Below are 25,837 nucleotides of genomic sequence, written 5' to 3'. Positions count from 1 at the left end.
AGCCTAGTCGGGCATAGCTGTCATCGACCTGTCGGTGGGGCCGGGATTGGGGATTGGGGATTCGGGATTGGTAAAAGCGCTCTGCGCGCTGTCTGCCCGGGCGCAGGCGCGTTAGCATCCGCGCACGGAGCCGCTCTTGCGAATCCCCAATCCCGAATCCCCAATCCCCGACCCATGCGCCTGCTCCTGGTAGAAGACAACGCCGATCTCGCCGATGCGATCGTGCGGCGCATGCGCCGCAGCGGGCATGCGGTGGATTGGCAGCGCGACGGCTTGAGTGCGGCCGGGGTGTTGCGCTACCAGCGCTTCGATCTGGTGGTGCTGGACATCGGCCTGCCGGGGCTGGACGGGTTGCGCGTGCTGGCCGGCCTGCGCGAGCGTGGCGATACCACGCCGGTGCTGATGCTGACCGCGCGCGATGGGATCGAGGATCGCGTGCAGGCGCTGGACGTGGGCGCCGACGATTACCTGGGCAAGCCGTTCGACTTCCGCGAGTTCGAGGCGCGCTGCCGGGTGTTGCTGCGGCGCAATCGCGGCCAGGCCAGCGAAGTGGTGCAGCTCGGCGGCTTCGCCTTCGACAACGCCGCGCACAGCGTCAGCCTGGACGGCACGCCGATCGAGTTGCCCAACCGCGAGTACCGCCTGCTGGAGATCCTGATCGGCCGGCTCGGCCAGGTGGTGGGCAAGGACGAGATCGGCAACGGCCTGTTCGGCTTCGACGACGAGGCCGGGCCGAACGCGATCGAGCTGTACGTCGGGCGCTTGCGCAAGAAGCTGGTCGACGCGCCGTTGCGCATCGTCACCGTGCGCGGCGTCGGCTACAAGCTGGAGGCGGCCGCGACGCCGCCGGATCCGGCGGCAGCGGACGCCGATGGCTGAGGCCGCGCCGCCGCCGCCATCGATCCGGCGCACCCTGCTGCGCTACCTGGGCGCGCTGTCGCTGCTCGGCGCGGTGGCGCTGTTCTTCGTCGCGCGCGACTACGGCCAGCGTGCCGCCAACCGCTCCTACGACCACCTGCTGGTGTCCTCGGCGCTGTCCATCGTCGATTCGGTGGCGCTGGCCGGCGGCCAGTGGCAGGTGGACCTGCCGTATGCGGCGCTGGACCTGTTGGCGATGGCGCCGGAGGACCGGGTGTTCTACCGCGTGTTCGATGCGCGCGGGCGCACCATCACCGGCTACGACGACCTGCCGGCGGCGCCGTCGCTGCCGCGCGCCAGCGCACCGCCGCGCTTGTTCGACGCGGTCTACAGCGGCGAACCGGTGCGCTTTGCGGTGGTGTCGCGGCGCGTATCCTCGGCGGCGGCGCAGGACCAGGTGTGGGTGCAGGTGGGGCAGACCCGCCGCGCACGCGAGGCGCTGGCGCAGGACGTGGTGCTGCACGCGCTGGTGGCGATCGCGCTGTTGTCGCTGCTGGCCTTGGCGCTGGTGTGGCTGGGCGTGTCGCGCGCGCTGCGGCCGCTGCGCACGCTGGAGCGCGAGCTGTCGCGGCGCGAACCGTCCGAGCTCAAGCCGGTGGCCGCGACCGCGCCGCAGGAGATGCAGCAGATGGTGGCGGCGCTGAACCGCTTCATGGCGCGCCTGGCCGGCAGCAACGAGACCTTGCGTGCGTTCATGGCCGAGGCCGCGCACCAGATGCGCACGCCGCTGGCGGCGCTGCGCGCGCAGGCGCAACTGGCGCTGGACGAGGACGACCCGCACGAGATGCGCCGCAGCCTGGAGGCGATCGAGCGCAATGCCACGCACATGAGCCGCCTGCTCAACCAGTTGCTCAGCGACGCCAGCGTGATCCACCGTTCGAACCTGCAACGCTACGCCAGCGTCGACCTGGCCGAGGTGCTGCACCAGGCGTTGCACGATGCCCTGCCGCAAGCGGCGCCGCGGCCGCGCGTGCAGTTGGCCATCGCCAGCGAACCGGCACTGGTGCGCGGCGATGCGCTGCTGTTGCGCGAGGCGATCAAGAACCTGATCGACAACGCCTGCAAGTACGGCGGCGATGGCGCGCTGCAGGTGGCGCTGACCTGCAACGCGCGCGATTGCGTGGTGACCGTGGCCGACCACGGCCCGGGCATCGCCGCCGCCGAGGCCGAGCGCGTGTTCGAGCGCTTCGTGCGCGGCGAGGGCGCGGCCGCCGGCGGCGCCGGACTGGGCCTGGCGATCGTCAAGCGCGTGGTCGAGGCCCATGGCGGGCGCATCGACCTGTCCAATCGCGTGGGCGGCGGCCTGATCGCCAGCCTGCACCTGCCGAGGCTGCATCCATGACCCTGCCCGCGCTGCTGCGCCGTCTGCTACTGCTGCTGACCGTGCTGTTCGCCGGCAGCGCCCTGGCTGCGCCCGGCGACGTGCGCCGCTTCCCGGCGCAGGGCGCCGCCACCGCGCAACTGTGCATCCAGGGCTCGACCGACATCGAGGTGTTCGCCGCGGTGATCGGCGACTACCAGCGCCTGCATCCGCACACCGAGGTGGTGTACCAGGACGCGATCGCCTGGGACATCTACCAGCGCTATCTGCATCCAGGACCGGGCCCGCGCTGCGCCGATCTGCTGATCAGCGCCAGCATGGACCTGCAGACCAAGCTGGTGAACGACGGTCACGCGCTGGCGCACCGCTCGCCGCAGACCGAGGCGCTGCCGGCGTGGGCGCAGTGGCGGCACGAAGTGTTCGGCATCAGCTACGAGCCGGTGGCGATCGTCTACAACACCGCGCGGTTGCCGGCCGCGCAGGTGCCGCGCACCCGCCGCCGGTTGCTGGAACTGCTGCGCGCGCCCGGCCTGCCGCTGCGCGGGCGCATCGGCACCTACGACGTGGAGCGCAGCGGCGTGGGCTACCTGTTCGCGACCCAGGACAGCCAGCTTGGCAGCATGGCCGGGGCGCTGCTGGCGGCGATGGGCGACAACCAGGTGGTGCTGGAGGAGCGTACCGGCGTGCTGCTGGACAAGGTCGCGCGCGGCGAGCTGCTGCTGGCCTACAACGTGCTGGGCTCGTACGCGCAGGCGCGCATCGATGCCGGCGCGCCGCTGGCGATCGTGCAGCCGGAGGACTACACCCTGGTCGCGCTGCGCACCGCGGTGATCCCGCGCGACAGTCCGCATGCGGCCGAGGCGCGCCGCTTCCTGGATTACCTGCTGTCCCCGCGCGGGCAGCAGGTGCTGTCGCGCGAGGCGCGGCTGCAGCCGATCCTGCCGCAGCCGGGCGTGGCGGCGCAGGGTGGGCCGGCCGCCGCCGCGGCGTTTCGCCCGATCGCGCTGGGGCCGGGGCTGCTGGTGTACCTGGACGCGCTGAAGCGGCGCCAGTTCCTGGACGCCTGGCGCAGCAGCATGCAGCAGGCGCCGCCGCACTGAGCTAGGGCGTGTCACCCCTCCCCGAGCATGCCGCGTTGGGTCTGGCAGGCGCGCTGCCGGCGTTGCGTGGCGCAGCGCCTGACTGGCCGTCAGTTCAAGCCGCGCGGCGCCGGTAGCGCGCCTGCCAGACCCAACCCGAAGGGCCGCGGTTGCGCGCGCCCGTGGCCGCGTCATCGCTCGGGCGTGGACGCACGTCCACTTCCTCGCTCTTCCTTGCCACAGGCACGCGCAACCGCGGCGCGGCATGCTCGGGGAGGGGTGACACGCCCTAGGGCGCCTGCGCTCAGCGTGCGAAGCGTGGCTGGCGCCCGGGCGAACACAGCACGCGCACGCTGTCGCCCAGTTCCTCCGGCGCGCCGCCGGCCAGCAGCGCGTGCAGGCGCGGCCGGTCCGGTGCTGCGCCGGGTGCGAGCCCGACCCAGGCGTCCTTGCCGGCGCCCTTGGCGGCGTAGAGGCAGCGGTCGGCCAGGCCCACGCTCTGTTCCCAGTCGCCCAGCGCCGGCCACGCGGCGACGAACGGCCAGGGCGCGAAGCCGATCGAGCAGGTCAGCGTCAGTTCGCGCTCGGCGAGGACGAAGCCCTGTGTCGCCACCGCCGCGCGCAAGCGTTCGGCCAGGTCGCTGGCGGCGTCCTCGCGCGGCAGGCGCGTGACCAGCAGGAACTCCTCGCCGCCCCAGCGCACCAGCAGGTCGCGCTCGCCGCACAGCCCGCGCAGGCGGTCGGCGCAGTGCACCAGCGCGGCGTCGCCGGCCTGGTGGCCGTAGTCGTCGTTGATGCGCTTGAAGTTGTCCACGTCGATCATGAAGAAGTACAGCGCATCGGCGCTGCTGCCCGCGTCCAGCGCGGCCAGCAGGGCCGGGCATTCGCGTGCCAGCCAGTCCTGCAGTTCGCGGCGGTTGGCGACCTGGGTCAGTGGATCCAGGCGCGTGGCCGCCTGCAGCCGCGCATTGCTCTGCAGCAGTTGCTGGTTGGCGCGCTCGAGCTGGCGGGTGCGCTCGGCCACGGTCAGGTTCAGCAGTTCCACCATGTCGCGCTCGCGACTGACCGTACGCCGCACCCGCTGCAACGCCAGGCCGAGCAGTGCCAGGCACAGCACCACGTAACCGGCGTAGGCCAGCGGGTGCCGCCACGGCGGCGGCAGCACCTCGATCTGCAGCCGTCGCGCGGCGCCGAACTGGCCGTCGCGGCCGGCCGCTTCCACCACCAGCGTGTAGCGGTCCGGCGGCAGGTGGCTGACCGAAAAGTCGCTGTGCGCGGTCTGCGGGTACACCCAGCCCTTCTGCAGCCCGTCCACGCGATAACGCAGGCGCGCGGTGCCCGGGGCGGCGAAGTCGATCGCGGTCATGCCGATGGTGAACACGTTGTCGCGGTGGTCCAGGACGATGCGCTGCGCGTAGACCACGTCGCTCTCGGCCTGGTTCTCGCCGCCGTTGCGGTCCTCGCCGGCATTGAGGATGCGCAGGTCGGTGAGCACCGCGCGTGCCTGCGGGCTGCGCAGCGGCAGGCGCGTGGGGTCGATCACGTCGACGCCCTGGGTGCCGCCGAAGTACAGCAGGCCGCGCGCGTCGCGATAGCCGCGGCCGCTGTTGTATTCCTGGTTCTGCAGGCCGTCGCGGCGGCCCAGGCTCTGCACGATGCGGGTGCGCGGATCGAGCACGCTCAGGCCGTTGTTGGTGCTCAGCCACAGCCGTCCCTGCGGGTCCGGCAGGATGGTGTAGATCACGTTGCTGCTGAGTCCCTCGCGGTCGCTGTAGCGCAGTGCCACGTCGCGCTTGAGGTCGACCCGGAAAAGGCCGCCGGAGAAGGTGCCCACCCACAGCACGCCATCGCGTTCGTACAGCGACCACACCGAGGCGTAGAGCGGGCTGCCACGCGGGCGGTACGGCTCGACGGGACGGTCGCTGCGCATGCGCCACAGGCCGCAGTCGTTGCAGCCGATCCACAGCGTGTCCTCGCTGTCGCGGTAGATCCGGGTCAGGGTGTGTCCGTTCAGTGGCGCCCAGCGCGGATCGTCGTGCACGCGTCCGCCGACCACGCGGGTCAGGCCGCGGCGGGTGGCCACCCACAGCGTGTAGCCTTCCAGCATCAGGTCGTTGATGTGCTCGTCGGCCAGCCCGCCCAGGCGCCGCAGTGCGCCGCCCCGGTCCAGATGCCACAGCCCCTGGCGCGTGCCCAGCCACCAGCCGTCGCGGTCGGCGGCGATGCTGCGGATCGCCTGGCTGGCCAGTCCCGGCACCACATGCCAGGCGGTGTGGCTGCCGTCGCGCAGCAACAGGCCCTGGTCGGTGCCGATCAGCATGCGCTCGCCGTCGCGCCAGATGCTGCGCACGCTGCTGCTGGGCCAGGCGTGGATGTCGCTGACGCGCTCTTCGTCGTTGCGGATCACCGCCGACAGCGGCCGTACCCGGTACAGGCCGCCGGTGTAGGTGCCGATCCACCAGGTGCCGTCGGGCGCCTGGTAGAAGCGGATGATGGCGCTGTTCGGCGGCATGTCGAAACTCAGCTGCTGCGGCACATGCCGCGCGCTGTCCAGTTGCGTCACCGTGGCGTTGGTGGTGCCGATCAGCACGCGGCCATCGTGCAGCCGGATCAGCGCGCTGAGGTCGCTGCCGCCGGTCAGCAGTTGCGCCGGCGTCCAGTGCGCCAGCACCGCGCCATGCGCATCGAGCTGGAACAGTCCGCCCCGCGCCGAGGCCAGCCACAGCCCTTCCGGCCCGGATTGCAGGCCCACGCATTCGTCGATGCCGCGCGGCGCCGGCAGTTCCTCGCGCGCCTCGCGGCCCAGCCGCCACAGCCGGCATTGCCGGTCCAGCGCCACCGGCTGCTTGCCGTCCGGCATCCAGGTCAGGCCTACCACCGGCGCATCGGCGCCCAGCGGCCGTGCCCGCTGCAGGTCGGCGTCGACACGGTCCGCCCCGCGTTCGGTGCCTAGCCACGCGCCGCCCTGCGGATCGATCAGGATCTGGGTGATGCGGTTGTGCGACAGCCCCTGCTTCGCGCCAAGGCGGTGGTGTTGCCAGGTGGCCAGCTCGATCACTTCCAGGCCGGCATCGTTGGTGCCCAGCCACAGGCGGGTGCCGCGCGGCTCGAAGCCGATGCTGTCGATGCTGCTGCTGAGCAGGCTTTGCCGGCTGTCGTTGCCGAGTTCGTGCCGGTAGGCGCGGAACAGATGCCCGTCGAAGCGGTTCAGGCCTTCCTGCGTACCCACCCACAGGAAGCCCTGGTCGTCGCTCTGCAGGGCGTTGATCGACAGTTGCGACAAGCCGTCGTCCAGGCCGAAGTGTTCCAGGCTGCTGGGCAGGTCGGTGTCGTCGACCGTCGCGGCCGCGGACGCAGCCGGGGTCAGCACCAGGCACAGGATGAGGCAGGACGCGGCCAGCGGCAGGCGGTCCAGCAAGTTGGAGAGCGAGACGGTCACGCCGTGTTATCGGCCATGGTGGGGCCGGCCTTGAATGCACGGCGGGCGGTGCCTCGTCGCTGGCTGCGGCAGGTAAGGCGCGGCGCGTTGTTCCGTGCGGAGCATGCCGAGCTCCGCCACGTGGCACGTGCCGCCAGCGACAACCGGCACGCCGAGGCTGGCCCGCCAATCGCCGCGCCACCGACGCGGCCCGGCGCGCGCACGCTCGGCATCCAACCGCGCCGCACGTACACTGCATGTCCTGCGCGCTGTCCGCGCCCACCCGACGACGCCTCGCGGCGTCCTGCCAGCCGCCTCACGCCCATGGATGCCCCGACGATCCTGGTCGCCGACGACCACCCGCTGTTCCGCGCCGCCGTGCTGCACGCGCTGCGCCAGGCCTTGCCGCGCGCCCTGGTGGTGGAGGCGGCCAGCGCCGCGACCCTGGACGCCGCACTGGCCGCGCAGGCCGATGCCGACCTGATCCTGCTGGACCTGGCCATGCCCGGTGCCCGCGGATTCTCGGCCCTGCTGCACGTGCGCGGCGAGCGCCCGGACGTGCCGGTGGTGGTGATCTCCTCCAACGACCACCCGCGGGTGATCCGCCGCGCGCAGCAGTTCGGCGCGGCCGGGTTCATTCCCAAGTCCTCGCCGGCCGAGACCATCGGCATCGCGGTGGCGGCGGTGCTCGACGGCGGCACCTGGTTCCCGCCGCTGACCGCGGCGCGTTCGGAGGCCGACGCGCAACTGGCCGCGCGCCTGGCGCAACTGACCCCGCAGCAGTTCCGCGTGCTGCTGTGCCTGGCCGACGGCCTGCTCAACAAGCAGATCGCCTATGAGCTGGGCCTGGCCGAGAACACCGTCAAGGTCCACGTGACCGCGATCCTGAAGAAGCTCGAATGCCACAGCCGCACCCAGGCGGCGGTCCTGGTGAAGGCGCTGGAGCCGGAAGGCGAAGCCTGAACCGGGGCGCCGGCGGGGGGCGTTTTCCGCGGCGCCCGGATACGCGATGCTATGCGCCGATGCCCGCGCCCCCTGCGGGCGGAGACCACCGGACCATGCCCACCACGACCATCCGCAACGAGCAGACCGCCTACTATCCGTTCCTGCAGGAGATGCTGGACGACGACTACTTTCCCCCGTCGCTGGTCGGCAAGGGGCAGAAGATCCTGCTGCGGTTGTGCGAGGCGATCGAGGCGCAGGCACCGGCGGACCTGCCGGCGCTATACCGGCTGACCCATGCCGCCACCGAGGAGTTCAACAAGCTGGCGCTGGAGTTCGAGGCCCACGACAGCGAGATCGAGACCGCTGCAAGCGCGAACATCGGCGTGGATTTCCTGCACATCGCCAGGGCCTATGGCTTTGCCGACGCCGACGTCGAAGAACTGATCGCTCCGCGCGAGTGGTGAAATCGGCTTTTCCTTCTCCCTTCGGGAGAAGGTGCCCCGCAGGGGCGGATGAGGGTGCGGCGGCCAGTGCTGCCTCATTGCAAGGGCAGTGATGAGCTTGGTTCGCCAGCTGCGCATGAGGTCTTGCGTGGCGCTGCGCGCCCCGTACCCTCACCCCAACCCCTCTCCCGAGGGGAGAGGGGCTTGCGCGCTTCCCTTCTCCCCTCGGGAGAAGGTGCCCCGCAGGGGCGGATGAGGGTACGGCGCCCAGCGCTGCCGCATTGCAAGGGCAGTGAAGGGGTTGGTTGCCAATGGCGCATGAGGTCTTGCGTGGCGCTGCGCGCCCCGTACCCTCACCCCAACCCCTCTCCCGGTGGGAGAGGGGCTCCGGTTGTTCCCTTCTCCCGCCGGGAGAAGGTGCCCCGCAGGGGCGGATGAGGGTACGGCGGCTAGCGCTGCCGCATTGCAAGGGCAGTGGTGAGCTTGGTCGCCAACTTTGCACGAGATCTTGCGTGGCGCTGCGCGCCCCCGGACCCTCACCCCAACCCCTCTCCCGGTGGGAGAGGGGCTAGCGCGCTTCCCTTCTCCCCTCGGGAGAAGGTGCCCCGCAGGGGCGGATGAGGGTACGGCGGCTAGCGATCCCTCATTGCAAGGGCGGTGGTGAGCTTGGTTCGCCAACTTTGCACGAGATCTTGCGTGGCGCTGCGCCCCGGACCCTCACCCCAACCCCTCTCCTGGTGTGAGAGGGGCTCAACCTCAACCCCGCCGCAGCAGCATCTGCGTCATCAGCGCGCGCAGGGCCGGGGGCCGTACCGGTTTGGCCAGGAAGCCCCAGTCGCGTTCCTGCGCCAGGCTGCGCAGCGCCGGATCGGGTTCGGCGGTGATCAGGATCACCCGCGGCTCGGCCTGCCAGCGTGCGCACAGCTGCGCGAACAGGGTCGGGCCGTCGCTGTCGCCCATGCGCACGTCCAGCAGCACCAGTTCCGGTGCCTGCGCCGGCTGCGCGGCGGCCAGCGCCTGTTCCGGGCCGGCGGCCAGTTCCACCTGGCAGGCCCAGCGCGTCAGCAGGGTGCGGCTGGCCTCGCAGACCCGCGGGTCGTCGTCGATGCACCACACCCGGCAGCCGTGCAGGATCGGGTCGTCGCCGTTGTCGCTGGCCATCGCCGCCGGTGCCTGGCGTTGCGCGGCGGCGGCATCGCCCAGCGGCACGGTCACCGAGAACACGCTGCCGCGGCCCAACTGCGAGCGCAGGCCGATGCGATGGCCGAGCAGACGGCCGATACGCTCCACGATCGCCAGGCCGAGGCCGGCGCCGCGGTCGTTGGCGACGCCGTCGCCAAGCCGGCGGAACTCCTCGAAAATCTCCTGCTGCAGGGCGTCGGGAATGCCCGGCCCCTGGTCGTGGACCTCGATGCGCAGCTGCGCGCCATCGCGTCGGCAGCCCAGCAGCACGCGCCCGCGCGGGGTGTAGCGCACCGCATTGGACAGGAAGTTCTGCAGGATGCGCCGCAGCAGGGTCGCATCGCTGCGCACCGTGGCGTGGGTCGGCACGTAGTCCAGACGTAGCCCGCGGCCTTCGGCGACGATGCCGAACTCGCGCGCCAGGGTCTGCAGCAGCGGGTCCAGCGCCAGGTCCTGCACCTGCGTCTTCAGCGTGCCCGCCTCCAGTCGCGAAATGTCCAGCAGGCTGTTGAGGATCGCGTCCTGCGCCGCCAGCGCGTTGTCGACGTGATCGGCGATCTGCCGCGCGTCGGCGTCGTGCAGCTTGCCGCGCAGCGCCGAGACGAACATGCGCGCGGCGTTGAGCGGCTGCAGCAGGTCGTGCACCGCCGAGGCCACGAAGCGGGTCTTGTAGCGGTTGGCGTTTTCGGCCTCGCGCTTGGCCTCGGCCAGGTCGCGGGTGCGTTCGGCGACGCGGTGCTCCAGCGCGTCGGCCAGCGAGCGCAGTTCGCGCGCGGCGTTCTTGTAGCTGGTGATGTCGGCGTAGCTGGTGACGAAGCCGCCGTCGGGTAGCGGATTGCCGCGGATTTCCAGCACCGTGCCGTCGTCCTTCTCGCTCTCGCGCATGTGCGGGCGGCCGCTACGCAGGTGATCCAGGCGGCGCTGGATCGCCGCTTCCACCGGGCCGGGGCCGAGCAGGCCGCGGCGCGCGTTGTAGCGGAACACGTCCTCGATCGGGCGGCCGACCCGGATCAGTTCCGGGGGGAAGCGGAAGATCTCCAGATAGCGCGAATTCCAGGCGACAAGGCGCAATTGCGCATCGATGATCACCACACCCTGCGGCAGGTGCTCCAGGCTGCGGCTGAGGCCGGTGTCGGCCTGCTGCGCGGCCTGCACGATGCCGTCCTGGGCGGTGCGCAGTTCCTGCGCATGCTGTTGCAGCAGCGACTCCAGTTCGCGCCGGCTGCGCTGGCGCAGCCGCGCCAGGCGCTGGCGCTGCTGGAACAGCAGGCCCAGGAACGACAGCGCCAGCCAGATACCGGCCGCGGCCAGCGCGGCGGCGCGGCCGGCCGCGCGGCTGCCGCCGACGTCGTGCAGCAGGTGCAGACGCCAGCCGCTCTCCGGCAGCGCCATGCTCTGCCACAGCAGCGGTGCCGGCTGCGCCGGCGCGTCGATGCGCATGACCTGGCCGCCGTCGTCCAGCGTTTTCAGCACCCGCCGCCGCGCCGGCAGCAACGTCTGCTGTGCGTACTGGCGGGTAGCCAGCAGTTCGTCGCGTTCGTGCGCGCTGAGCGGCTGCAGTTGGCGGTAGCGCCACACGTCGCGGCTGGCCAGGAACACCACGCCGTGGCCGTCGCTGACCAGCACCACGTCGGGCACGCGCAGCCATTCGTGCTCCAGCGCGGCCAGTTCGATCTTGATCGCGATCACGCCGAGCGGGCGCCCGCGCGCATCCACGATCGCCTCCGACAGGAAGTAGCCGGGCACGCCGGTGGTCACGCCGATGCCGTAGAAGCGGCCCTTGCCCTGCGCCAGCGCCTGTTTCACATAGGGCCGGAAGCTGTAGTCGGCGCCGACGTTGCTGCTGCGCAGGCGCCAGTTGCTGGCGGCCAGGGCCACGCCCTCGGCGTCGATCAGGGTCAGGGTCGAGGAGCGGGTGACGTCGTTGGCGCGCTCCAGCTTCAGGTTCAACTGCCGCTGCGTCGCCGGGTCGAGCGGGCGGGTCAGGGCGTCGCGCAGTTCGGGATCCAGCGCCAGCACCTGCGGCAGGGTACGGTAGCGGTCGATGCGCTGCTGCAGGGTCTGCGCATACAACTCCAACTGCTGGCGCAGTTGCACGCTCTCGGCGCGCAGCGCGCGCTGTTCGGCGACATGCTGCGCCGACAGCATCGCCAGCACCATGCCGCCGACGATGACGATCACTAGCAGGACAAGGCGGCGATGGCGCAGGAGCGAAGGCATGCGGAAGAACGCGGCGACTAGGGCCGCATCAGCTTAGAGGGTGCGATGCCGTTTGCGGCATGCGGCATGCGGCATGCGGCGGCGATGGTCGATGTTGCGGATCGCCAACGGGAGGGAGCGGCCTGGTCAGGCTTGGCTGGCGATCGCGTCAGTGCGTGCCGCCGTGGATGTGCCGCGGGCATGTTGCGGGGCGGCGAGGTCAGATCGCAAAAGGGCCGTCGGCATCGCCGACGACCCATGTTGCGATTTGTTGATCAGCCCCTGCGGCGGGTACCGCAGGACGCATGCCGGCCGATCGCGTTGGATCGGCCGACGTGCGCCGGCTCAGAACTGGACCTGGGCGCGGACATCCAGCGAGTTCGGCTTCAGGCGCACGCCGGCGCGCTCGGCATCGGCGCGCACGTAGTTGACCTGGAACTTGAAGTGGCTGGTCAGGTACCAGTTGGCGCCCAGGGTCCAGTCGTGCTGACGGCCGCCGAGCACCGTGCCGTCGTCCAGGTCCAGGCGGCTGTAGCGCGCCAGCAGTTCGACCGCGCCATAGGCGTTGGCCGGCTTGATGTTGCCGACGTTGCCGGCGCTGTACGGCCGCGATTCGCCGGTCAGCACGTAGCTGGCGAACACGTACTGGCCGTCGGCGGTGTAGTCGGGGCGGCCGTTGTCGCGGGTCACGTCGGCGCGCAGCGCCTCGCCCTGCATCGAGAACGGACCCTTGATCCAGATCGCCTCCAGACCGGTGCGACGCACCTGGTCGACGTCGACCAGCGTGCCCGAATCGATCAGGCGCACGTCGGTCAGGCCGGCTTCCGGACGCGCGCGGAAGCGCGCGCGCGGGCTGAAGCTCACGTCCAGGCCGTTGTGGTAGCCGCGCGGATTTTCCTGCGAGTACGCCAGGCCCAGGTGCAGCACGTCGCCGTCGGCCTTGAACGGGGTCCACACGCCGCGCACCGCCTGGGTGGTGCCGGGGTTGTCGCCCTGCAGGTCCTTGCCGCCGTAGGCGCCGGCCTGCAGCAGGTACTGCGGACGCTCGAAGGTCCACTCCACGCCGGTGCGGCGGCCCTGGTAGATCGCCTGCACCGGCAGCGCGACTTCCATGAAGCTGTCCGCACGCGAGCTGGTCACGCCTTCCAGGCCCACCGGCACCTTGATGTAGCCCAGGCGCACTTTGCCGTAGTCGGCGCCGAACAGCGCCTTGGTCTCGAAGCGGAAGAACACGTCCAGCCACAGCTTGGACTCGAAGTCGAAGTACACCATCGCGTCGTACACGCCCTTCTTCTTCAGCGTGGCGCCGAACTCCTTGCGCCGGAACGCGTTGTCGTCCTCCAGGCGGCCGTCGTCGTTGGAGAAGTTGTTCCAGTCGTAGGCGTAGTTGCCGGTCACGGCCAGTTCGGTACCGTCGTTGAAGGCGACCTTGGTCGGCCAGTCGTCGAAGCTGTTGGCAGCGACGGCGGGAGCGGCAGCGGTCAGGCCCAGCGCGGCGAAGAGAAGAGTGTGGCGCATGATGGAGTCGTCTCGGTAAGGAATGAAGGCGCGGCAGTCCCCGGCCGGGCTTGGTGGTGCGATGGCGCGGGCAGTGCGGTGGCGGGCCGCACGCGAACGGCGACGCCGCTGCGGTGCGGACACGGTGCCGAACGTGATGCCCCCTGCATGCAATAGCGGACGCGCCCGGCCGTTCTTTACGGCGATGTTGCAGTCCTGCGGCGGCGGCTCCCCCTGAAGACCGCGCTGCGATAGCGGCGGCACTGCTCCGGGCCGCCTGGGCGGCCATCAGATGCAGCGCTGCGCGCAGCCCTTCCCTGAGCCTGCGGGGACACTGTAACCGCCTCGCCGGGGCCGCCGACCGGGCCTAGTACCAATAGGTTATCTGCTTCGGCGCCGGCGCCGCGTACAAAGGCAGCATTCCGCGACCCGCGTCGGGTGGGCGGACCGTCCCGGAGCGTCTTCGATGCACATCTCAACTTCCCCGGCTACGCCTGCGCCGCGGCCTGTGCCGTTCTACCGGCATACCTACGTCCAGGTGCTGGTGGCCATCGTCATCGGCGCCGTGCTCGGCCATCTGGAGCCGCAGTTCGCCACCCAGCTCAAGCCGCTGGCCGACGCCTTCATCAAGTTGGTGAAGATGATCATCGCGCCGGTGATCTTCCTGACCATCGTCACCGGCATCGCCGGCATGACCCACCTGAAGACAGTGGGTAGGGTGTTCGGCAAGGCGATGGTGTACTTCCTGTTCTTCTCCACCCTGGCGCTGGTGGTGGGCATGATCGTCGCGCACGTGGTGCAGCCCGGCGCGGGCATGAACGTCAATCTGGCGACGCTGGACCAGAGCAAGGTCGCCAGCTACGTGCAGAAGTCGCACGAACTGACCCTGGTCGGTTTCCTGATGGACATCATCCCCAACTCGCTGGTCGGCGCGTTCACCGGCGACCAGGTGGTCAACGGCAAGCTGGTCGGTACCAACGTGCTGCAGGTGCTGTTCGTCGCCGTGCTGTTCGGCGTGTCGCTGGCCATGGTCGGCGAGCGCGGCAAGCCGGTGCTGAACTTCCTGGAAGCGCTGATCGCGCCGGTGTTCAAGCTGGTGCACATCCTGATGAAGGCCGCGCCGATCGGCGCGCTCGGCGCGATCGCCTACACCATCGGCGAACACGGCCTGCACTCGCTGGTGCAGCTGGCCTGGCTGGTGGGTTCGTTTTACGTCACCTCGTTGCTGTTCGTGGTGGTGATCCTCGGCGCCGTGGCGTACCTGTGCGGCTTTTCGATCTTCAAGCTGATCCGCTACCTCAAGACGGAATTGTTGCTGGTGCTGGGCACGTCCTCGTCGGAATCGGCGTTGCCGTCGCTGATGGAGAAGATGGAGCGCGCCGGTTGCGAAAAGTCGGTGGTCGGCCTGGTGGTGCCCACCGGTTACTCGTTCAACCTCGACGGCACCAACATCTACATGACCCTGGCGGCGCTGTTCATCGCCCAGGCCACCAACACCGAGCTGACCCTCGGCCACCAGATCACGCTGCTGCTGGTGGCGATGCTCAGCTCCAAGGGCGCGGCCGGCGTGACCGGCGCCGGCTTCATCACCCTGGCGGCGACGCTGGCGGTGGTGCCGGAAGTGCCGGTGGCCGGCATGGCGCTGATCCTGGGCGTGGACCGTTTCATGAGCGAGTGCCGCTCGCTGACCAACTTCATGGGCAATGCAGTGGCCACCGTGGTGGTCTCGCGCTGGGAGAATGCGCTCGATCGCGATCGCCTGCGCCTGGCACTGGATGGCGAGCCCGTGCCGCTGCCGGCGGTGGCGGCCGAACCGCTCGCCACGCGCTGATCCCTTGCACCACACGACGCGCCGGCCCAGCCGGCGCGTTGCATTTTCCCTGCGCCCAAGGCGCTCGCGACAGCCGCCAGACAGGACCGCTCCTGCTGCTGGGGGTAGAATTCCGGGCCTCCGCGCCTTTCGACAAAAGAAGCCCTCGATGTCAAACGACGATTTCAAACAGGCCGCCCTCGACTATCACCGCCAGCAGCCGCCGGGCAAGATCAAGGTCTCCGCGACCAAGCCGATGCTGACCCAGCGCGACCTCTCCCTGGCCTATTCGCCGGGCGTGGCCTTCGCCTGCGAAGCCATCGTCGCCGACCCGAAACAGGCCAGCGAACTGACCGCGCGCGGCAATCTGGTCGCGGTGATCAGCAACGGCACCGCGGTGCTGGGCCTGGGCAACATCGGCCCGCTGGCGTCCAAGCCGGTGATGGAAGGCAAGGGCGTGCTGTTCCAGAAGTTCGCCGGCATCGACGTGTTCGACATCGAGATCAACGAGAACGATCCGGACAAGCTGGTCGACATCATCGCCAGCCTCGAGCCGACCTTCGGCGGCATCAACCTGGAAGACATCAAGGCGCCGGAGTGCTTCATCGTCGAGCGCAAGCTGCGCGAGCGCATGAACATCCCGGTGTTCCACGACGACCAGCACGGCACCGCGATCATCGTCGGCGCGGCCGTGCTCAACGCGCTGGTGGTCACCGGCAAGAAGATCGAAGAGGTCAAGCTGGCCACCACCGGCATGGGCGCGGCCGGCATCTCCTGCGTCAACATGCTGGTCTCGCTGGGCCTGAAGCCGGAGAACATCCTGGCGCTGGACCGCGACGGCGTGATCCACACCGGACGTACCGACCTGGATCCGGACAAGGCGCGCTACGCCCGCGACACCGACAAGCGCACCCTGGCCGAGATCGTCGAGGGCGCGGACATCTTCCTCGGCCTGTCGGCCGCCGGCATCCTCAAGCCGGAGATGGTGGCGACGATGGCGCCGCAGCCGGTGATCTTCGCCCTGGCCAATCCGAATCCGGAGATCACCCCGGAGGCGGCCAAGGCGGTGCGTCCGGACGCGATCATCGGCACCGGCCGTTCGGACTATCCGAACCAGATCAACAACGTGCTGTGCTTCCCCTACCTGTTCCGTGGCGCCATCGACGTCGGCGCCACCGGCATCAACGAGGAGATGAAGATCGCCTGCGTCAAGGCGATCGCGGCGATGGCACGGCGCGAGGCCTCCGACCTCGGTGCGGCCTACGGCGGCGAGACGCCGAGCTTCGGTCCCGACTACCTGATCCCGCGGCCGCTGGATCCGCGCCTGCTGGTCGAGCTGTCCTCGGCGGTGGCGCAGGCGGCGATGGATTCGGGCGTGGCCACCCGGCCGATCGCCGACATGGCCGCCTACCGCGACAAGCTCAGCCAGTTCGTCTACCGCACCAGCCTGATGATGAAGCCGGTGTACGACCGTGCGCGTGCCGACAAGCAGCGCGTGGTCTACGCCGAGGGCGAAGAGGAAGTGGTGCTGCGCGCGGTGCAGAGCGTGATCGACGAGGGCCTGGCGTTCCCGATCCTGATCGGCCGCCCCGACGTGATCGAGGCGCGCATCCAGCGCCTGGGCCTGCGCATCACCGCCGGCGTGGATTTCGAGATCACCAACATCCACGACGATCCGCGCTTCAACGACTACTGGCAGTACTACCACGCGCTGACCGAGCGCCGTGGCGTCACCGTCACCGCGGCCAAGGAGCTGATGCGTTCGCGGCCGACGTTGATCGCGGCGGTGATGGTCGCGCGCGGCGAAGCCGATGCGCTGCTCACCGGCGTGGTCGGCCGCTTCCACAAGAAACTCGGCTACGCGCGCAGCGTGATTCCGCTGGAGCCGAAGGTCAGCTCGACCTCGGCGATGACCGGCGTGATCAACCAGCAGGGCGCGTTCTTCTTCGTCGACACCCACGTGCAGGAAGATCCGAGCGTGGAGCAGATCGTCGAAGCCACGCTGCAGGCCGCCTATCGCCTGAAGCTGTTCGGCATCGAGCCGAACATCGCGCTGCTGTCGCATTCCAATTTCGGCAGCCACGATTCGCGCGATGCGCTGAAGATGCGCCAGGTGCGCGAGGCGCTGCTCAAGCGCAAGCCCGAGCTCAACATCGATGGCGAGATGCAGGGCGACACCGCGTGGGACGAGGCGCTGCGCAAGCAGATCATGCCCAACAGCACGCTGAAGGGCCGCGCCAACCTGTTCGTGCTGCCGAACCTGGAAGCGGCCAACATCGCCTACAACCTGGTGCGCGTGTTCACCGACGGCGTGGCGATCGGCCCGATCCTGATGGGCATCTCCAAGGCGGTGCACATCCTCACCACCAGCGCCACTTCGCGCCGGGTGATGAACATGACCGCGATCGCCGCGGTCGACGCGCAGATCCGCAAGCAGCTCGAAGCGGAGAAGTAAGCCGCCACGCGGCTTCCGCACCGGCCCGCGCGACCGCGGCGCCGGTGTTGCTGCGCGTGCTACGCGGCACTGCCGGAGCGTGCAGACGGCACAGACGGCAAAGGCTGCCACCCCGATGTCCCGGATGAAGGGCGGTCACGCGCTGCGCGCAATCCTGAGGTGCGAGGTCGTGTTCGGCGCTGTGCCTGAAAGGCGTGGTGTCGCAGCAGACAGGATGGCCGGCAGGGAAGGGCGGCGATCGCGCAAGGGTCAGTGCGGGGAGCCGCGCCAAAAGCGGCCTGGGTGGCGGAACGGGCGCGCCGCTTGCGGCAGGGTCAGCGAAAGGTTGGGGCTGGAAACGGTTTCATACGCGGGCGACAGGAAGTTACGCAGTGCCATTCGCGTCATCACGCGCAGCCGGCATGCGGGCTGCGCAGGGTCGAGCCGCGCACGGGGACGGCGCCAACGGCGCCGCGCCGCGCTCAGGCCATGCGCTTGCCTACCGGCAACGGCAGGCTGTCGCTGTCGGTCTGGTTCAGCTTGGACGGCTTGCCAGTCAGCAGCACATAGGCATCGACGCCGGTAAGTTCGGCGATCTTCAGCAAATGCCGGGCATTGGGGACCGAACGGTTGTTCTCCCAATGGCCCAGGGTGCTATGCGCCACGCCCAGCAAGGCGGCAAGCTCGCGCAGTGTGAAACCGGCATTTCGCCGCGCCTGCATCAAACGCACACCTATATCCACGAGACACCTCAAAGCGGCATGTTGGCGCCGCGTGATACCAGCATAGTGCTGCGTTCGCCCTGCATCAAGCGAATAAGAAAGGCGCGTGAAAGGGCGCCGCTGCCGTCGCCTCCGGGACCTGCGCCTGGCCCGGGACGGGCTGCTAGAATCGCCTGTCCTTTTCGCCGTGTCCCCACCGCCATGAGCCATACCGCCACCGCGCCCGCCAATGCCCAGACGCGCTATGAGGTGCGCCGCGCCGACCTGCCGCTGAGCTGCCCGACGCCGGAGATGGCGCTGTGGAACTCGCATCCGCGGGTCTACCTGCCGATCGAAGACGAGCCGGGCCTGGAAGCCAAGTGCCCGTATTGCGGCGCGGTCTTCGTGCTGGTCGACTGATCCGGGTTCGATGCACCGCCTGACCGTGGTGCAGCTGCTGCCGGCGCTGGAGTCCGGCGGCGTCGAGCGGTCCACGCTGGAAATCGCCCAGGCCCTGGTCGACGCCGGGCATCGCGCCGTGGTCGTTTCGGCCGGCGGCCGGCTGCTGCCGGCGCTGGCCGCCACCGGCGCCGAGCACATCGCCCTGGACATCGGCCGCAAATCCTTGTTGACCCTGCGCCACGTGCCGGCGCTGCGGCGCCTGTTCGCGCGCGAGCGCGCCGACATCGTGCACGCGCGCTCGCGGCTGCCGGCCTGGTTGGGCTGGCGCGCGCTGCAGGGCATGCCGGCGGCGCAGCGCCCGCGTCTGGTCACCACCGTGCACGGGCTCAATTCGCCCAGCCGCTACAGCGCGGTGATGACCCGCGGCGAGCGGGTCATCTGCGTGTCCGAGACCGTGCGCGACTACGTGCTGCAGCACTATCCGCAGACCGACCCGGCGCGCCTGCGGGTGGTGCCGCGCGGTATCGATCCGGCGCAGTTCCCGCGCCGTCCCTGGCCCGATGCGCAGGCGCGGGCCTGGGCGGCCAGCCAGGCGCCGGTGCTGGCCGGGAACGGGCCGCTGCTGTTGCTGCCGGGGCGCGGCACCCGCCTGAAGGGCCACGCCGACGCGCTGCGCCTGCTGGCGTCGCTGCGCGGCGAGGGCAGCGACGCGCGGCTGTGGCTGCCCGGCGCGCGCGAGGCCGGGCGCGAGGCCTACATCCGCGAACTGGAAGCCGAGGCGGCGACGCTTGGCGTGGCCGACGCGGTGGCGTTCACGCCGCCGACTGCGCGCATCGCCGAGGCCTACGCCGCCAGCGACCTGGTGCTGCAGCTCTCGCGCAAGCCCGAGGCGTTCGGCCGCACCGTGGTCGAGGCGCTGGCGGTGGGGCGGCCGGTCCTGGGCTGGGCGCACGGCGGGGTCGGCGAACTGCTGGCGCAACTGCAGCCTGCCGGCGCAGTGGCGACCTTCGATGCCACGGCCCTGCTGGCGACCGCGCGCGCGCTGCTGGCGCAGCCGCCGGCGCCGCTGGCGACGCTTCCCTATACGCTGCAGACGATGCAGCGCAGCACTCTGGCGATCTATGACGAACTCCGGCCCTGACGGTTCCCTGTCCGCTTCCCCCCTGCCCGAGGTCCGCGAACGCTGGGCGCCGGTCTGGGTGCTGGTGTTCGTCGCGCTGTGGCCGGCGCCGGGCCTGGCCGCCGGGGTGCTGGCACTGGGCGCCCTGGTCACCCTGGCACGCCTGCTGCACAGCCGCTTCCGCGGCGGCGCGCGCCTGCTCAGCGGTCCGGCCTGGGCGCTGACCACGCTGCTGTTCCTCACCTACTGGCTGCCGCAGCCGCTGTCGGCGCTGGGCGCGGTGGACGTGCCGCTGGCCCTGCGCGAATCGGCGGTGGACCTGCGTTTCCTGCCGTTCCTGTGGCTGGTGGCGATGGCGGTGGCGACGCCGCGCGGGCGCCGCACCACCTTCAACGGCCTGGCGGTGATCGCCGCGATCTGGACGGTGGATGCGCTGGCGCAGGCGCTGTGCGGTACCAGCCCGCTGTTCTGGTCGATGGACCAACTGAAGTGGGCGATCAGCCACCACGGCCTGTGCACGCCGCAGGAGATCGCCCTGGCCGATCGCCTCAGCGGCGTGTTCGGCCCGTGCAACCTGAAGTTCGGCCAGGTCCTGGCCAGCGTGTCGCCGTTCCTGCTGTGGCTGGCCGCGCGCCGCGGCGGCGCCTGGGGCTGGCTGCTCGCGGCGGGCGCAGTGGGCGTGGTGCTGGTGCTGGCGGGCTCGCGCGCGTCATGGGTCACCTATGCGGTGCTGCTGGTGCTGTCGGGCTGGCGCCTGCTCGGCGCGCGCAAGCTGCTCGCGCTGGGCGTGGCCGCGCTGCTGGTGGCCGGGGTGCTGGGCGTGGTGTCGCCGCAGGTGCACGACCGTTTTGAGCGCACCGCGCGCGTGCTCAGCGGACATCCGGCCGACCTCAACGCGGCGCTGACCGGGCGCGCACAGATCTGGACCGCGGCCTGGTGCATGATCCGCCAGCATCCGGTCAACGGCGTCGGCGTGCGCGGCTTCCGCGAGGCCTACGCCAGTTGTGACCCGGATCCGACTCACGCCGGGGAATGGGGGCGCGAGCCGGCCTTCCATGCCCACCAGATCGTGCTCGAGGTGCTCGCCGAGACCGGGGTGATCGGGCTGCTGCTGTGGCTGGCCGGTGCCGCACAGGCATGGCGCGCCTGGCGCTACGCGTCGGCGCAGGCGCGCGAGCGGGCGCGTCCGGCGATGCAGGCCTTGTTGATCACCGTGTTCCCGTTCAACACCCACCTGGCCTTCTACTCGTCGTTCTGGGGCGGGCTGACCATGCTGCTGATCGGCCTGTACGCCGGCGCCCTGTTGGCAAACGATCCAGAACCGGGCGAACGCGCCGACGCCGCGGCGCCGCGCTGAGCGCTCAGTTGCGCTCGTAGAAGTCGCTGCGGCCGCCGGGCTGGCGCTTGAAGCGGCGGTGGATCCAAAGATACTGCGCCGGCGCCTCGCGCACCATCGCTTCGATGGCGGCGTTGACCCGTGCGGTGTCGGCGACCATGTCCTCCGACGGGAACTGCTCCAGCGGCGGCGCGATGCGCAGCACGTAGTCGGCGCCTTCGCGACGGTGGAAATACGGCACCACCGCGCAGCCGGTCAGCCGCGCCAACTGATGGGTGGCGGTGATGGTGGCCGCGGGCATGCCGAAGAACGGCACGAACACCGTGTCCTTGCCGCGCATGTCCTGGTCCGGGGCGTACCACAGGAAGCCGCCGCGCTTGAGATGGCGCACGCTGCCGCGCAGGTCTTCGTTGGCGAACATGGCGGTGGCGTAGCGCAGGCGGCCGCGCTTGACCGCCCATTCGAACACCGGATTGCGGTGGCGTCGGTACATCCCGGCCAGCGGCACGTACTGGCACAGCAGCCGGCCGCAGATCTCCAGGGTCATGAAGTGGCCGGACACCAGCAGCACGCCACGGCCCTGCGCCTGCAGCGCCTGCAGGTGTTCCAGGCCCTCGATGCGGGTGCGCCGGCGAATCGCGCCGATCCCGCCCCACCAGGCGCGGGCGAACTCGAACACGCCCACGCCCAGCGCATCGAAGCTGTCGCGCAGCAGGCGTTCGCGCCAGGCCTCGCTCTGCTCCGGGAAGCACAGTTTCAGGTTCACCTCGGCGGCATGGCGGCGGGTACCGGCCAGGCGCAGCGCCAGCCAGCCGATGCCGCGGCCCAGGGCGCGCTGCAACAGCCAGGGCAGACGCGCGGCGATCACCGCCAGGCCGAGCAGCAGCCAGGTGAGCCAGTGGCGGGGCGAGCGCGGTGGCGGTGCGGCCCGGGTGGCGGATGCGGGCGGAGTAGGGGCGGCAGACATGCGCCAAGTTTAGCCGGGCACGCGCACGACCGCGTCGGTGCTTCCGTGGCGCGCATGCCGATCGTCTGCCGCCGCCCGCGTGCAACCGGCTATGCTGTCTGGATGCGCAACGATTTCATCGAGCGGCTGCTGCGCGGCCTGTACTCGGCCGTGCTCTATCTGCTGCTGCCGGTCACCGTCTACCACCTGGTCTGGCGCGGTTTCCGCGTGCGCCAGTACTTCCAGCGCTGGGACGAGCGCTACGCCTCGTATGCGCAGGCGTGCGGCCGCCCGCGGGTGTGGCTGCATGCGGTCTCGGTGGGCGAGGTCAACGTCGCCGCGCCGGTGGTCAATGCGCTGCGCGCGCAGCGCCCGGACATCCGTTGGGTGATCACCACCATCACCCCGACCGGCTCGGAGCGGGTGCGCGCGCTGTGGGGCGACGCCCTGGACCATGTGTATCTGCCCTACGACGTGCCCGGCAGCGTCGGCCGCTTCCTGCAGCATTTTCGCCCCAGCCTGGCGCTGATCCTGGAGACCGAGCTGTGGCCGAACATGCTGTTCGGCTGCCGCGACCGTGGCATTCCGGTGTACGTGCTCAATGCGCGGCTGTCGGCGCGTTCGCTGCGCGGCTACCGGGTGCTGCGGCCGTTGATCGGGCGCGCCTTGCGCACCGTCACCTGCGTGGCGGCGCAATCGCAGGAGGATGCCGAGCGCTTCGTGGCGCTGGGCGCGCGCGCCGAGCAGGTGCGTGCGCTGGGCAACCTGAAGTTCGATATCGCCGCGCCTGCGCACCTGCCCGACGTTGTCGCGGCGTTCCGCGAGCGCGTGCCGGCGACGCGTCCGGTGTGGATCGCCGCCAGCACCCACGATGGCGAGGAAGCGGCGGTGATCGAGATGCACCGGCAACTGCGTCGGCAGTGGCCGGACCTGCTGCTGCTGTGGGCGCCGCGGCATCCGGAGCGCTTCGCCAAGGTCGAGGCGCTGGCGCGCGACCAGGGCTGGCGCGTGGCCACGCGCCGCCAGCAGCAGTGGCCGGGCGCCGACGATGCGGTATTCGTGATCGACACGCTGGGCGAGCTGATGGGCTTCTACGCCTGCGCCCAGGTGGCCTTCGTCGGTGGCAGCCTGCAGCCGATCGGCGGGCACAATCTGCTGGAGCCGGCCGCGGTCGGTACGCCGTCGGTTACCGGTCCGCACCTGCACAACTTCTCCGAGATCTCGCGGCGCATGCGCGAAGCCGGCGCGGTGGCCATCTGCGAGGACGCCGGCGCCGTGTGCGCGGCGCTGCAGAGCCTGCTGGCCGACGCCGAGGCGCGCAAGCGCATGGCCGAGGCCGGCTGCGCGCTGGTCGCCAACGGCCGCGGCGCATTGCAGCGGACCCTGCAGCTGATCGCGCCGCATCTGCCGCCGTTGGCGGACGACGTGAGTGTGCAGGAGTAGCGCACCGGCGCGTCGAGGTGTGCGTGCCTGGAGGAGTGCCTGCAGACGGGCAGAAGCCCCCTTGTGGGAGCGACTTCAGTCGCGACGCATGACACTTTGCGTGGGCCCATTCCGTCCAGTCCACCGCGCAGCGCGTCGGGACTGAAGTCACTCCCACTGGGAGCGTCCGGATCATTGCGCCATTGCACAGGATGGCGTTCGCTGCGCCACATAGGATGGTTCGACGCAGCATGGCGCATATCGCAGTGCAATGCGCACAGGTGTAGGAGCGGCTTCAGCCGCGACGAGGCGTTAGCGGTAGCGCTTCGTCGCGGCTGAAGCCGCTCCTACGAATGACATGCGTCGTTACTCGAAGTGCTCTTCAAGTTGCGACGCATGGCACTCGCCGCCCCTCTCATCCCATCGCGCAGCGCGTCGGGACTGAAGTCCCTCCCACAGGGGAGCTTCCGCGAAGCCTTACCCAAAACAAAAACGGCGGACCCGAAGGCCCGCCGTTCTGGCGGCAAGCGCGTGTGCGTGCGCTTACTGCGTGCTGTTGGCCGAGTTGAGCTTGGATTCGGCGCTCTGGGTCAGCAGCGCGTTGATCGACTGCACCTCGGCCACGTCCAGCGAGCCGAGCGCCTGGCTCAGCAGCAGGCGGTTCTGCAGGAAGTTGTAGCGCGCCTGTGCGTAGGCCAGCTGCGCCTGGTACAGGGTGCGCTGGTTCTGCACCACGTCCAGCACGGTGCGGGTGCCCACTTCCAGGCCGACCTGCGAGGCGTCGAACGCGGCCTGCGCCGAGACCACCGCCAGGCGCCGCGCCTCGATCTCGCTGATCCCGGCCACCACCGTCTGGTAGGCGTTGCGGGTGTTGCGGTCGAGCGCGCGCTTCTGCAGTTCGTAGGTGTCCTGGGCGATGTCGCGTTGCGCCAGGGCCTGGCGCACGCCCGACTGGGTGGCGCCGCCGGCGAAGATCGGGATGTTCAAGGTCAGGCCGATGGTGTTGCTGTCGGCGCGCGGCGTGCTGCCGCTGCCGGAGACGCTGTCGCCCCAGTTCGCGTCGCGGCCGGCGCTGGCCGACAGGCTCAGCGTCGGCAGGTGCCCGGCGCGCGCCGCCGACACGCTGGCTTCGGCTGCCTGCACCTGGTACTGGTAGGAACGCAGCGACGGGTTCTTGTCCAGCGCCGAGGCGATCAGGCTGTCGATGTCGCCGCCGGTGGCCGGCAGCTGCGGGCGGAAGTCCTCCGGCAGGCCGCGCAGGTCGCGCACCGGCTGACCGGTGATCTCGGTCAAGGCCTGGTACAGGTCCTGCAGCGAGTTGCGCGCGGTGATCGTGTCGGCGCGGGCCTGGTCGTACTCGGCGCGCGCTTCGTGCACGTCGGTGATCGGCGCCAGGCCCACTTCCAGGCGCTTGTCGGCGTAGTCGAACTGCTTCTTGGCGGCGGCTTCGTTGGTCTCGGCGGCGACCAGCGATTCGATCGCCACCAGCACGTTGAAGTAGGCCGCCGAGGTGCGCACGATCAGGTCGTCGTTGGCCGAGTCCAGGGTGTAGTCGGCGGCCAGGCTGCGCGCCTTCTGCGCACGCAGGTTGGAGAACTGCGCGAAGTTGACCAGGGTCTGCTGGCCCTGCACGGCATAGCTGCGGCTCTTGCCGGTGCCGGCCAGTTCGCCGCCGCCGCGCTCGACTTCGCTATGGTTGCGCTGCAGCGACGCGCTGCCGTTGATCTGCGGCAGCAGGGCGGCGCGCGCCTGCACCTCGCCTTCCTTGTCGTACAGCCGGGTCGATTCCGCGGTGGCCAACTGCGGGTCGCTGTTGCGGGCCATTTCGTAGACTTGCAGCAGGTCCGTGGCGTTAGCAGCCAGCGGAGACAGCGCGGCGGCCAGCGCCAGGACGAGGGATCGGCGGATCATTGCGGCTTCCTTGATGGATCAGAATGTGAACTGGGGGACTGGCGCTGCGCCTCGCAGGTAGTACGCCAGGTCGGTTTCGAACAGCGATTCCGTGCGCGGCGCGCCGGCCTCGGCATGCACCAGCACCGCGTCCATGACCGGCGCGCGGCCGCGGATCGCGAACAGGCGACCGCCGGGGCGCAGCCAGGCCAGGAACTGGGCCGGGATCTCGGTGACCGCGGCGGTGACGCAGACCACGTCGAAGCGGCGCTCGCTGTTCCAGGCGAAGGCGTCGGCGGTCTCGATGCGAACGTTGCTGCCCAGGCCGGCGGCATCCAGGTTGGCGCGCGCAGCGGCGGCCAGGGCCGGTTCGATCTCCAGGCTGACCACTTCGCGGCCGAGCTCGCCCAGGCAGGCGCTGACGAAGCCGCTGCCGGTGCCGATCTCCAGCACGTCCTCGCCCGGCTGCAGGTCCAGGGCCTGCAGCATGCGGCCTTCGATGACCGGCTTCATCATGTACTGGCCGTGGCCCAGCGGAATTTCCAGGTCGGCGTAGGCCACGGCGCGGTGGGCCGGCGGCACGAAGGTCTCGCGCGGCAGCCGCGACAGCACGTCGAGCACGCGCAGGTCCAGCACGTCCCAGGGACGGACCTGCTGTTCCACCATCTTTTCGCGGGCTTGGGAGTAGTCGATCGTCATTTCGGGCATCCAACGCGGAGGGCCGGGCATTTTAGCCGGCACGGAGGCCGGGCGTATGCCGCAGCATCGCTGCCG

At 70.4% G+C, this 25,837-nt stretch carries 18 protein-coding genes; 11 read left to right on the top strand and 7 right to left on the bottom strand.

Features of this window, described 5'->3' with window-relative positions:
• Positions 1 to 174 precede the first annotated feature (174 nt).
• Genes GGR66_RS02775 through GGR66_RS02765 form a run of 3 tightly spaced genes read left to right on the top strand, consistent with a single transcriptional unit; the run spans position 175 to position 3,339 of the window.
• Complete coding sequence (locus tag GGR66_RS02775; RefSeq protein ID WP_160965246.1) at positions 175 to 879, top strand: response regulator transcription factor; 705 nt, start codon at positions 175 to 177, stop codon at positions 877 to 879.
• A complete protein-coding gene (locus GGR66_RS02770) occupies positions 872 to 2,260 on the top strand; it encodes a sensor histidine kinase (protein ID WP_184447119.1) in 1,389 nt (462 codons plus the stop codon). Before GGR66_RS02775 ends, GGR66_RS02770 begins: the two co-directional genes overlap by 8 nt.
• Positions 2,257 to 3,339, top strand: a complete 1,083-nt coding sequence (locus GGR66_RS02765; RefSeq protein WP_184447118.1) for an ABC transporter substrate-binding protein — start codon at positions 2,257 to 2,259, stop codon at positions 3,337 to 3,339. Before GGR66_RS02770 ends, GGR66_RS02765 begins: the two co-directional genes overlap by 4 nt.
• A 283-nt stretch (positions 3,340 to 3,622) precedes the next feature.
• On the opposite strand, the gene GGR66_RS02760 is transcribed toward GGR66_RS02765, so the two are convergent.
• Complete coding sequence (locus GGR66_RS02760) at positions 3,623 to 6,757, bottom strand: ligand-binding sensor domain-containing diguanylate cyclase (protein ID WP_184447117.1); 3,135 nt, start codon at positions 6,755 to 6,757, stop codon at positions 3,623 to 3,625.
• A gap of 303 nt (positions 6,758 to 7,060) precedes the next feature.
• Here GGR66_RS02760 and GGR66_RS02755 point away from each other — a divergent pair, with 303 nt between their 5' ends.
• Both GGR66_RS02755 and GGR66_RS02750 read left to right on the top strand, forming a co-directional pair.
• The gene (locus tag GGR66_RS02755; protein WP_048490880.1) at positions 7,061 to 7,699 is read left to right on the top strand and encodes a response regulator transcription factor; all 639 of its coding nucleotides are present in this window, start codon (positions 7,061 to 7,063) and stop codon (positions 7,697 to 7,699) included.
• Positions 7,700 to 7,794: 95 nt separating this feature from the next.
• Positions 7,795 to 8,145 (top strand): DUF5713 family protein, encoded by a 351-nt coding sequence (locus tag GGR66_RS02750; RefSeq protein ID WP_184447116.1) that lies wholly within the window; start codon positions 7,795 to 7,797, stop codon positions 8,143 to 8,145.
• Positions 8,146 to 8,880: 735 nt separating this feature from the next.
• Here GGR66_RS02750 and GGR66_RS02745 read toward each other — a convergent pair.
• Together GGR66_RS02745 and GGR66_RS02740 are read right to left on the bottom strand one after the other, a co-directional pair.
• Positions 8,881 to 11,526: a NahK/ErcS family hybrid sensor histidine kinase/response regulator gene (locus GGR66_RS02745; RefSeq protein ID WP_184447115.1), complete on the bottom strand. Its 2,646-nt coding sequence runs from the start codon at positions 11,524 to 11,526 to the stop codon at positions 8,881 to 8,883.
• Between the two features lie 324 nt (positions 11,527 to 11,850).
• The gene (locus GGR66_RS02740) at positions 11,851 to 13,023 is read right to left on the bottom strand and encodes a porin (RefSeq protein WP_160965256.1); all 1,173 of its coding nucleotides are present in this window, start codon (positions 13,021 to 13,023) and stop codon (positions 11,851 to 11,853) included.
• A gap of 445 nt (positions 13,024 to 13,468) precedes the next feature.
• Here GGR66_RS02740 and GGR66_RS02735 point away from each other — a divergent pair, with 445 nt between their 5' ends.
• Together GGR66_RS02735 and GGR66_RS02730 are read left to right on the top strand one after the other, a co-directional pair.
• Positions 13,469 to 14,833, top strand: coding sequence for a dicarboxylate/amino acid:cation symporter (locus GGR66_RS02735; protein WP_160965258.1), 1,365 nt, complete (start codon positions 13,469 to 13,471; stop codon positions 14,831 to 14,833).
• Positions 14,834 to 14,981: 148 nt separating this feature from the next.
• Positions 14,982 to 17,267, top strand: a complete 2,286-nt coding sequence (locus GGR66_RS02730; RefSeq protein WP_048490875.1) for an NADP-dependent malic enzyme — start codon at positions 14,982 to 14,984, stop codon at positions 17,265 to 17,267.
• Between the two features lie 461 nt (positions 17,268 to 17,728).
• On the opposite strand, the gene GGR66_RS02725 is transcribed toward GGR66_RS02730, so the two are convergent.
• Complete coding sequence (locus GGR66_RS02725; RefSeq protein WP_225851569.1) at positions 17,729 to 17,989, bottom strand: helix-turn-helix transcriptional regulator; 261 nt, start codon at positions 17,987 to 17,989, stop codon at positions 17,729 to 17,731.
• 180 nt (positions 17,990 to 18,169) lie between these two features.
• Between GGR66_RS02725 and GGR66_RS02720 the strand changes: the two genes are divergently transcribed.
• From GGR66_RS02720 to GGR66_RS02710, 3 genes are read left to right on the top strand one after another with little or no spacing between them, the layout of a single operon-like run.
• A complete protein-coding gene (locus GGR66_RS02720) occupies positions 18,170 to 18,367 on the top strand; it encodes a zinc-finger domain-containing protein (RefSeq protein ID WP_010344507.1) in 198 nt (65 codons plus the stop codon).
• Between the two features lie 10 nt (positions 18,368 to 18,377).
• Positions 18,378 to 19,490, top strand: a complete 1,113-nt coding sequence (locus tag GGR66_RS02715) for a glycosyltransferase family 4 protein (RefSeq protein ID WP_184447114.1) — start codon at positions 18,378 to 18,380, stop codon at positions 19,488 to 19,490.
• The gene (locus GGR66_RS02710; RefSeq protein WP_184447113.1) at positions 19,471 to 20,826 is read left to right on the top strand and encodes an O-antigen ligase; all 1,356 of its coding nucleotides are present in this window, start codon (positions 19,471 to 19,473) and stop codon (positions 20,824 to 20,826) included. Before GGR66_RS02715 ends, GGR66_RS02710 begins: the two co-directional genes overlap by 20 nt.
• Positions 20,827 to 20,830: 4 nt before the next feature.
• Here the strand turns inward: GGR66_RS02710 and GGR66_RS02705 are convergent, their stop codons facing one another.
• The gene (locus GGR66_RS02705) at positions 20,831 to 21,772 is read right to left on the bottom strand and encodes an LpxL/LpxP family Kdo(2)-lipid IV(A) lauroyl/palmitoleoyl acyltransferase (RefSeq protein ID WP_184447112.1); all 942 of its coding nucleotides are present in this window, start codon (positions 21,770 to 21,772) and stop codon (positions 20,831 to 20,833) included.
• A 102-nt stretch (positions 21,773 to 21,874) separates the two neighbouring features.
• Here GGR66_RS02705 and waaA point away from each other — a divergent pair, with 102 nt between their 5' ends.
• Positions 21,875 to 23,194, top strand: a complete 1,320-nt coding sequence (gene waaA / locus GGR66_RS02700; protein ID WP_184447111.1) for a lipid IV(A) 3-deoxy-D-manno-octulosonic acid transferase — start codon at positions 21,875 to 21,877, stop codon at positions 23,192 to 23,194.
• A gap of 522 nt (positions 23,195 to 23,716) precedes the next feature.
• On the opposite strand, the gene GGR66_RS02695 is transcribed toward waaA, so the two are convergent.
• Both GGR66_RS02695 and GGR66_RS02690 read right to left on the bottom strand, forming a co-directional pair.
• A complete protein-coding gene (locus GGR66_RS02695; protein WP_160965270.1) occupies positions 23,717 to 25,084 on the bottom strand; it encodes a TolC family outer membrane protein in 1,368 nt (455 codons plus the stop codon).
• An 18-nt stretch (positions 25,085 to 25,102) separates the two neighbouring features.
• Entirely contained in the window at positions 25,103 to 25,762 is a 660-nt protein-coding gene (locus tag GGR66_RS02690; RefSeq protein ID WP_160965272.1) for a protein-L-isoaspartate O-methyltransferase, read from the bottom strand.
• Between the last annotated feature and the right edge of the window lie 75 nt (positions 25,763 to 25,837).

It is taken from the genome of Xanthomonas sp. 3498 (assembly GCF_014199795.1).
Classification (GTDB): Bacteria; Pseudomonadota; Gammaproteobacteria; order Xanthomonadales; family Xanthomonadaceae; genus Xanthomonas_A; species Xanthomonas_A rydalmerensis.
Note: the sequence above shows the minus strand (reverse complement) of the source record. Positions and strands in the feature narration are given on the sequence as shown.

Bases quoted from the DNA above. Each gene is read 5' to 3' on its own strand.
- GGR66_RS02775 (WP_160965246.1), top strand. From the start codon at position 175: ATGCGCCTGCTCCTGGTAGAAGACAACGCCGATCTCGCCGATGCGATC.
- GGR66_RS02770 (WP_184447119.1), top strand. From the start codon at position 872: ATGGCTGAGGCCGCGCCGCCGCCGCCATCGATCCGGCGCACCCTGCTG.
- GGR66_RS02765 (WP_184447118.1), top strand. From the start codon at position 2,257: ATGACCCTGCCCGCGCTGCTGCGCCGTCTGCTACTGCTGCTGACCGTG.
- GGR66_RS02755 (WP_048490880.1), top strand. From the start codon at position 7,061: ATGGATGCCCCGACGATCCTGGTCGCCGACGACCACCCGCTGTTCCGC.
- GGR66_RS02750 (WP_184447116.1), top strand. From the start codon at position 7,795: ATGCCCACCACGACCATCCGCAACGAGCAGACCGCCTACTATCCGTTC.
- GGR66_RS02745 (WP_184447115.1), bottom strand. From the start codon at position 11,526: ATGCCTTCGCTCCTGCGCCATCGCCGCCTTGTCCTGCTAGTGATCGTC.
- GGR66_RS02740 (WP_160965256.1), bottom strand. From the start codon at position 13,023: ATGCGCCACACTCTTCTCTTCGCCGCGCTGGGCCTGACCGCTGCCGCT.
- GGR66_RS02735 (WP_160965258.1), top strand. From the start codon at position 13,469: ATGCACATCTCAACTTCCCCGGCTACGCCTGCGCCGCGGCCTGTGCCG.
- GGR66_RS02730 (WP_048490875.1), top strand. From the start codon at position 14,982: ATGTCAAACGACGATTTCAAACAGGCCGCCCTCGACTATCACCGCCAG.
- GGR66_RS02720 (WP_010344507.1), top strand. From the start codon at position 18,170: ATGAGCCATACCGCCACCGCGCCCGCCAATGCCCAGACGCGCTATGAG.
- GGR66_RS02715 (WP_184447114.1), top strand. From the start codon at position 18,378: ATGCACCGCCTGACCGTGGTGCAGCTGCTGCCGGCGCTGGAGTCCGGC.
- GGR66_RS02710 (WP_184447113.1), top strand. From the start codon at position 19,471: ATGACGAACTCCGGCCCTGACGGTTCCCTGTCCGCTTCCCCCCTGCCC.
- GGR66_RS02705 (WP_184447112.1), bottom strand. From the start codon at position 21,772: ATGTCTGCCGCCCCTACTCCGCCCGCATCCGCCACCCGGGCCGCACCG.
- waaA (WP_184447111.1), top strand. From the start codon at position 21,875: ATGCGCAACGATTTCATCGAGCGGCTGCTGCGCGGCCTGTACTCGGCC.
- GGR66_RS02695 (WP_160965270.1), bottom strand. From the start codon at position 25,084: ATGATCCGCCGATCCCTCGTCCTGGCGCTGGCCGCCGCGCTGTCTCCG.
- GGR66_RS02690 (WP_160965272.1), bottom strand. From the start codon at position 25,762: ATGACGATCGACTACTCCCAAGCCCGCGAAAAGATGGTGGAACAGCAG.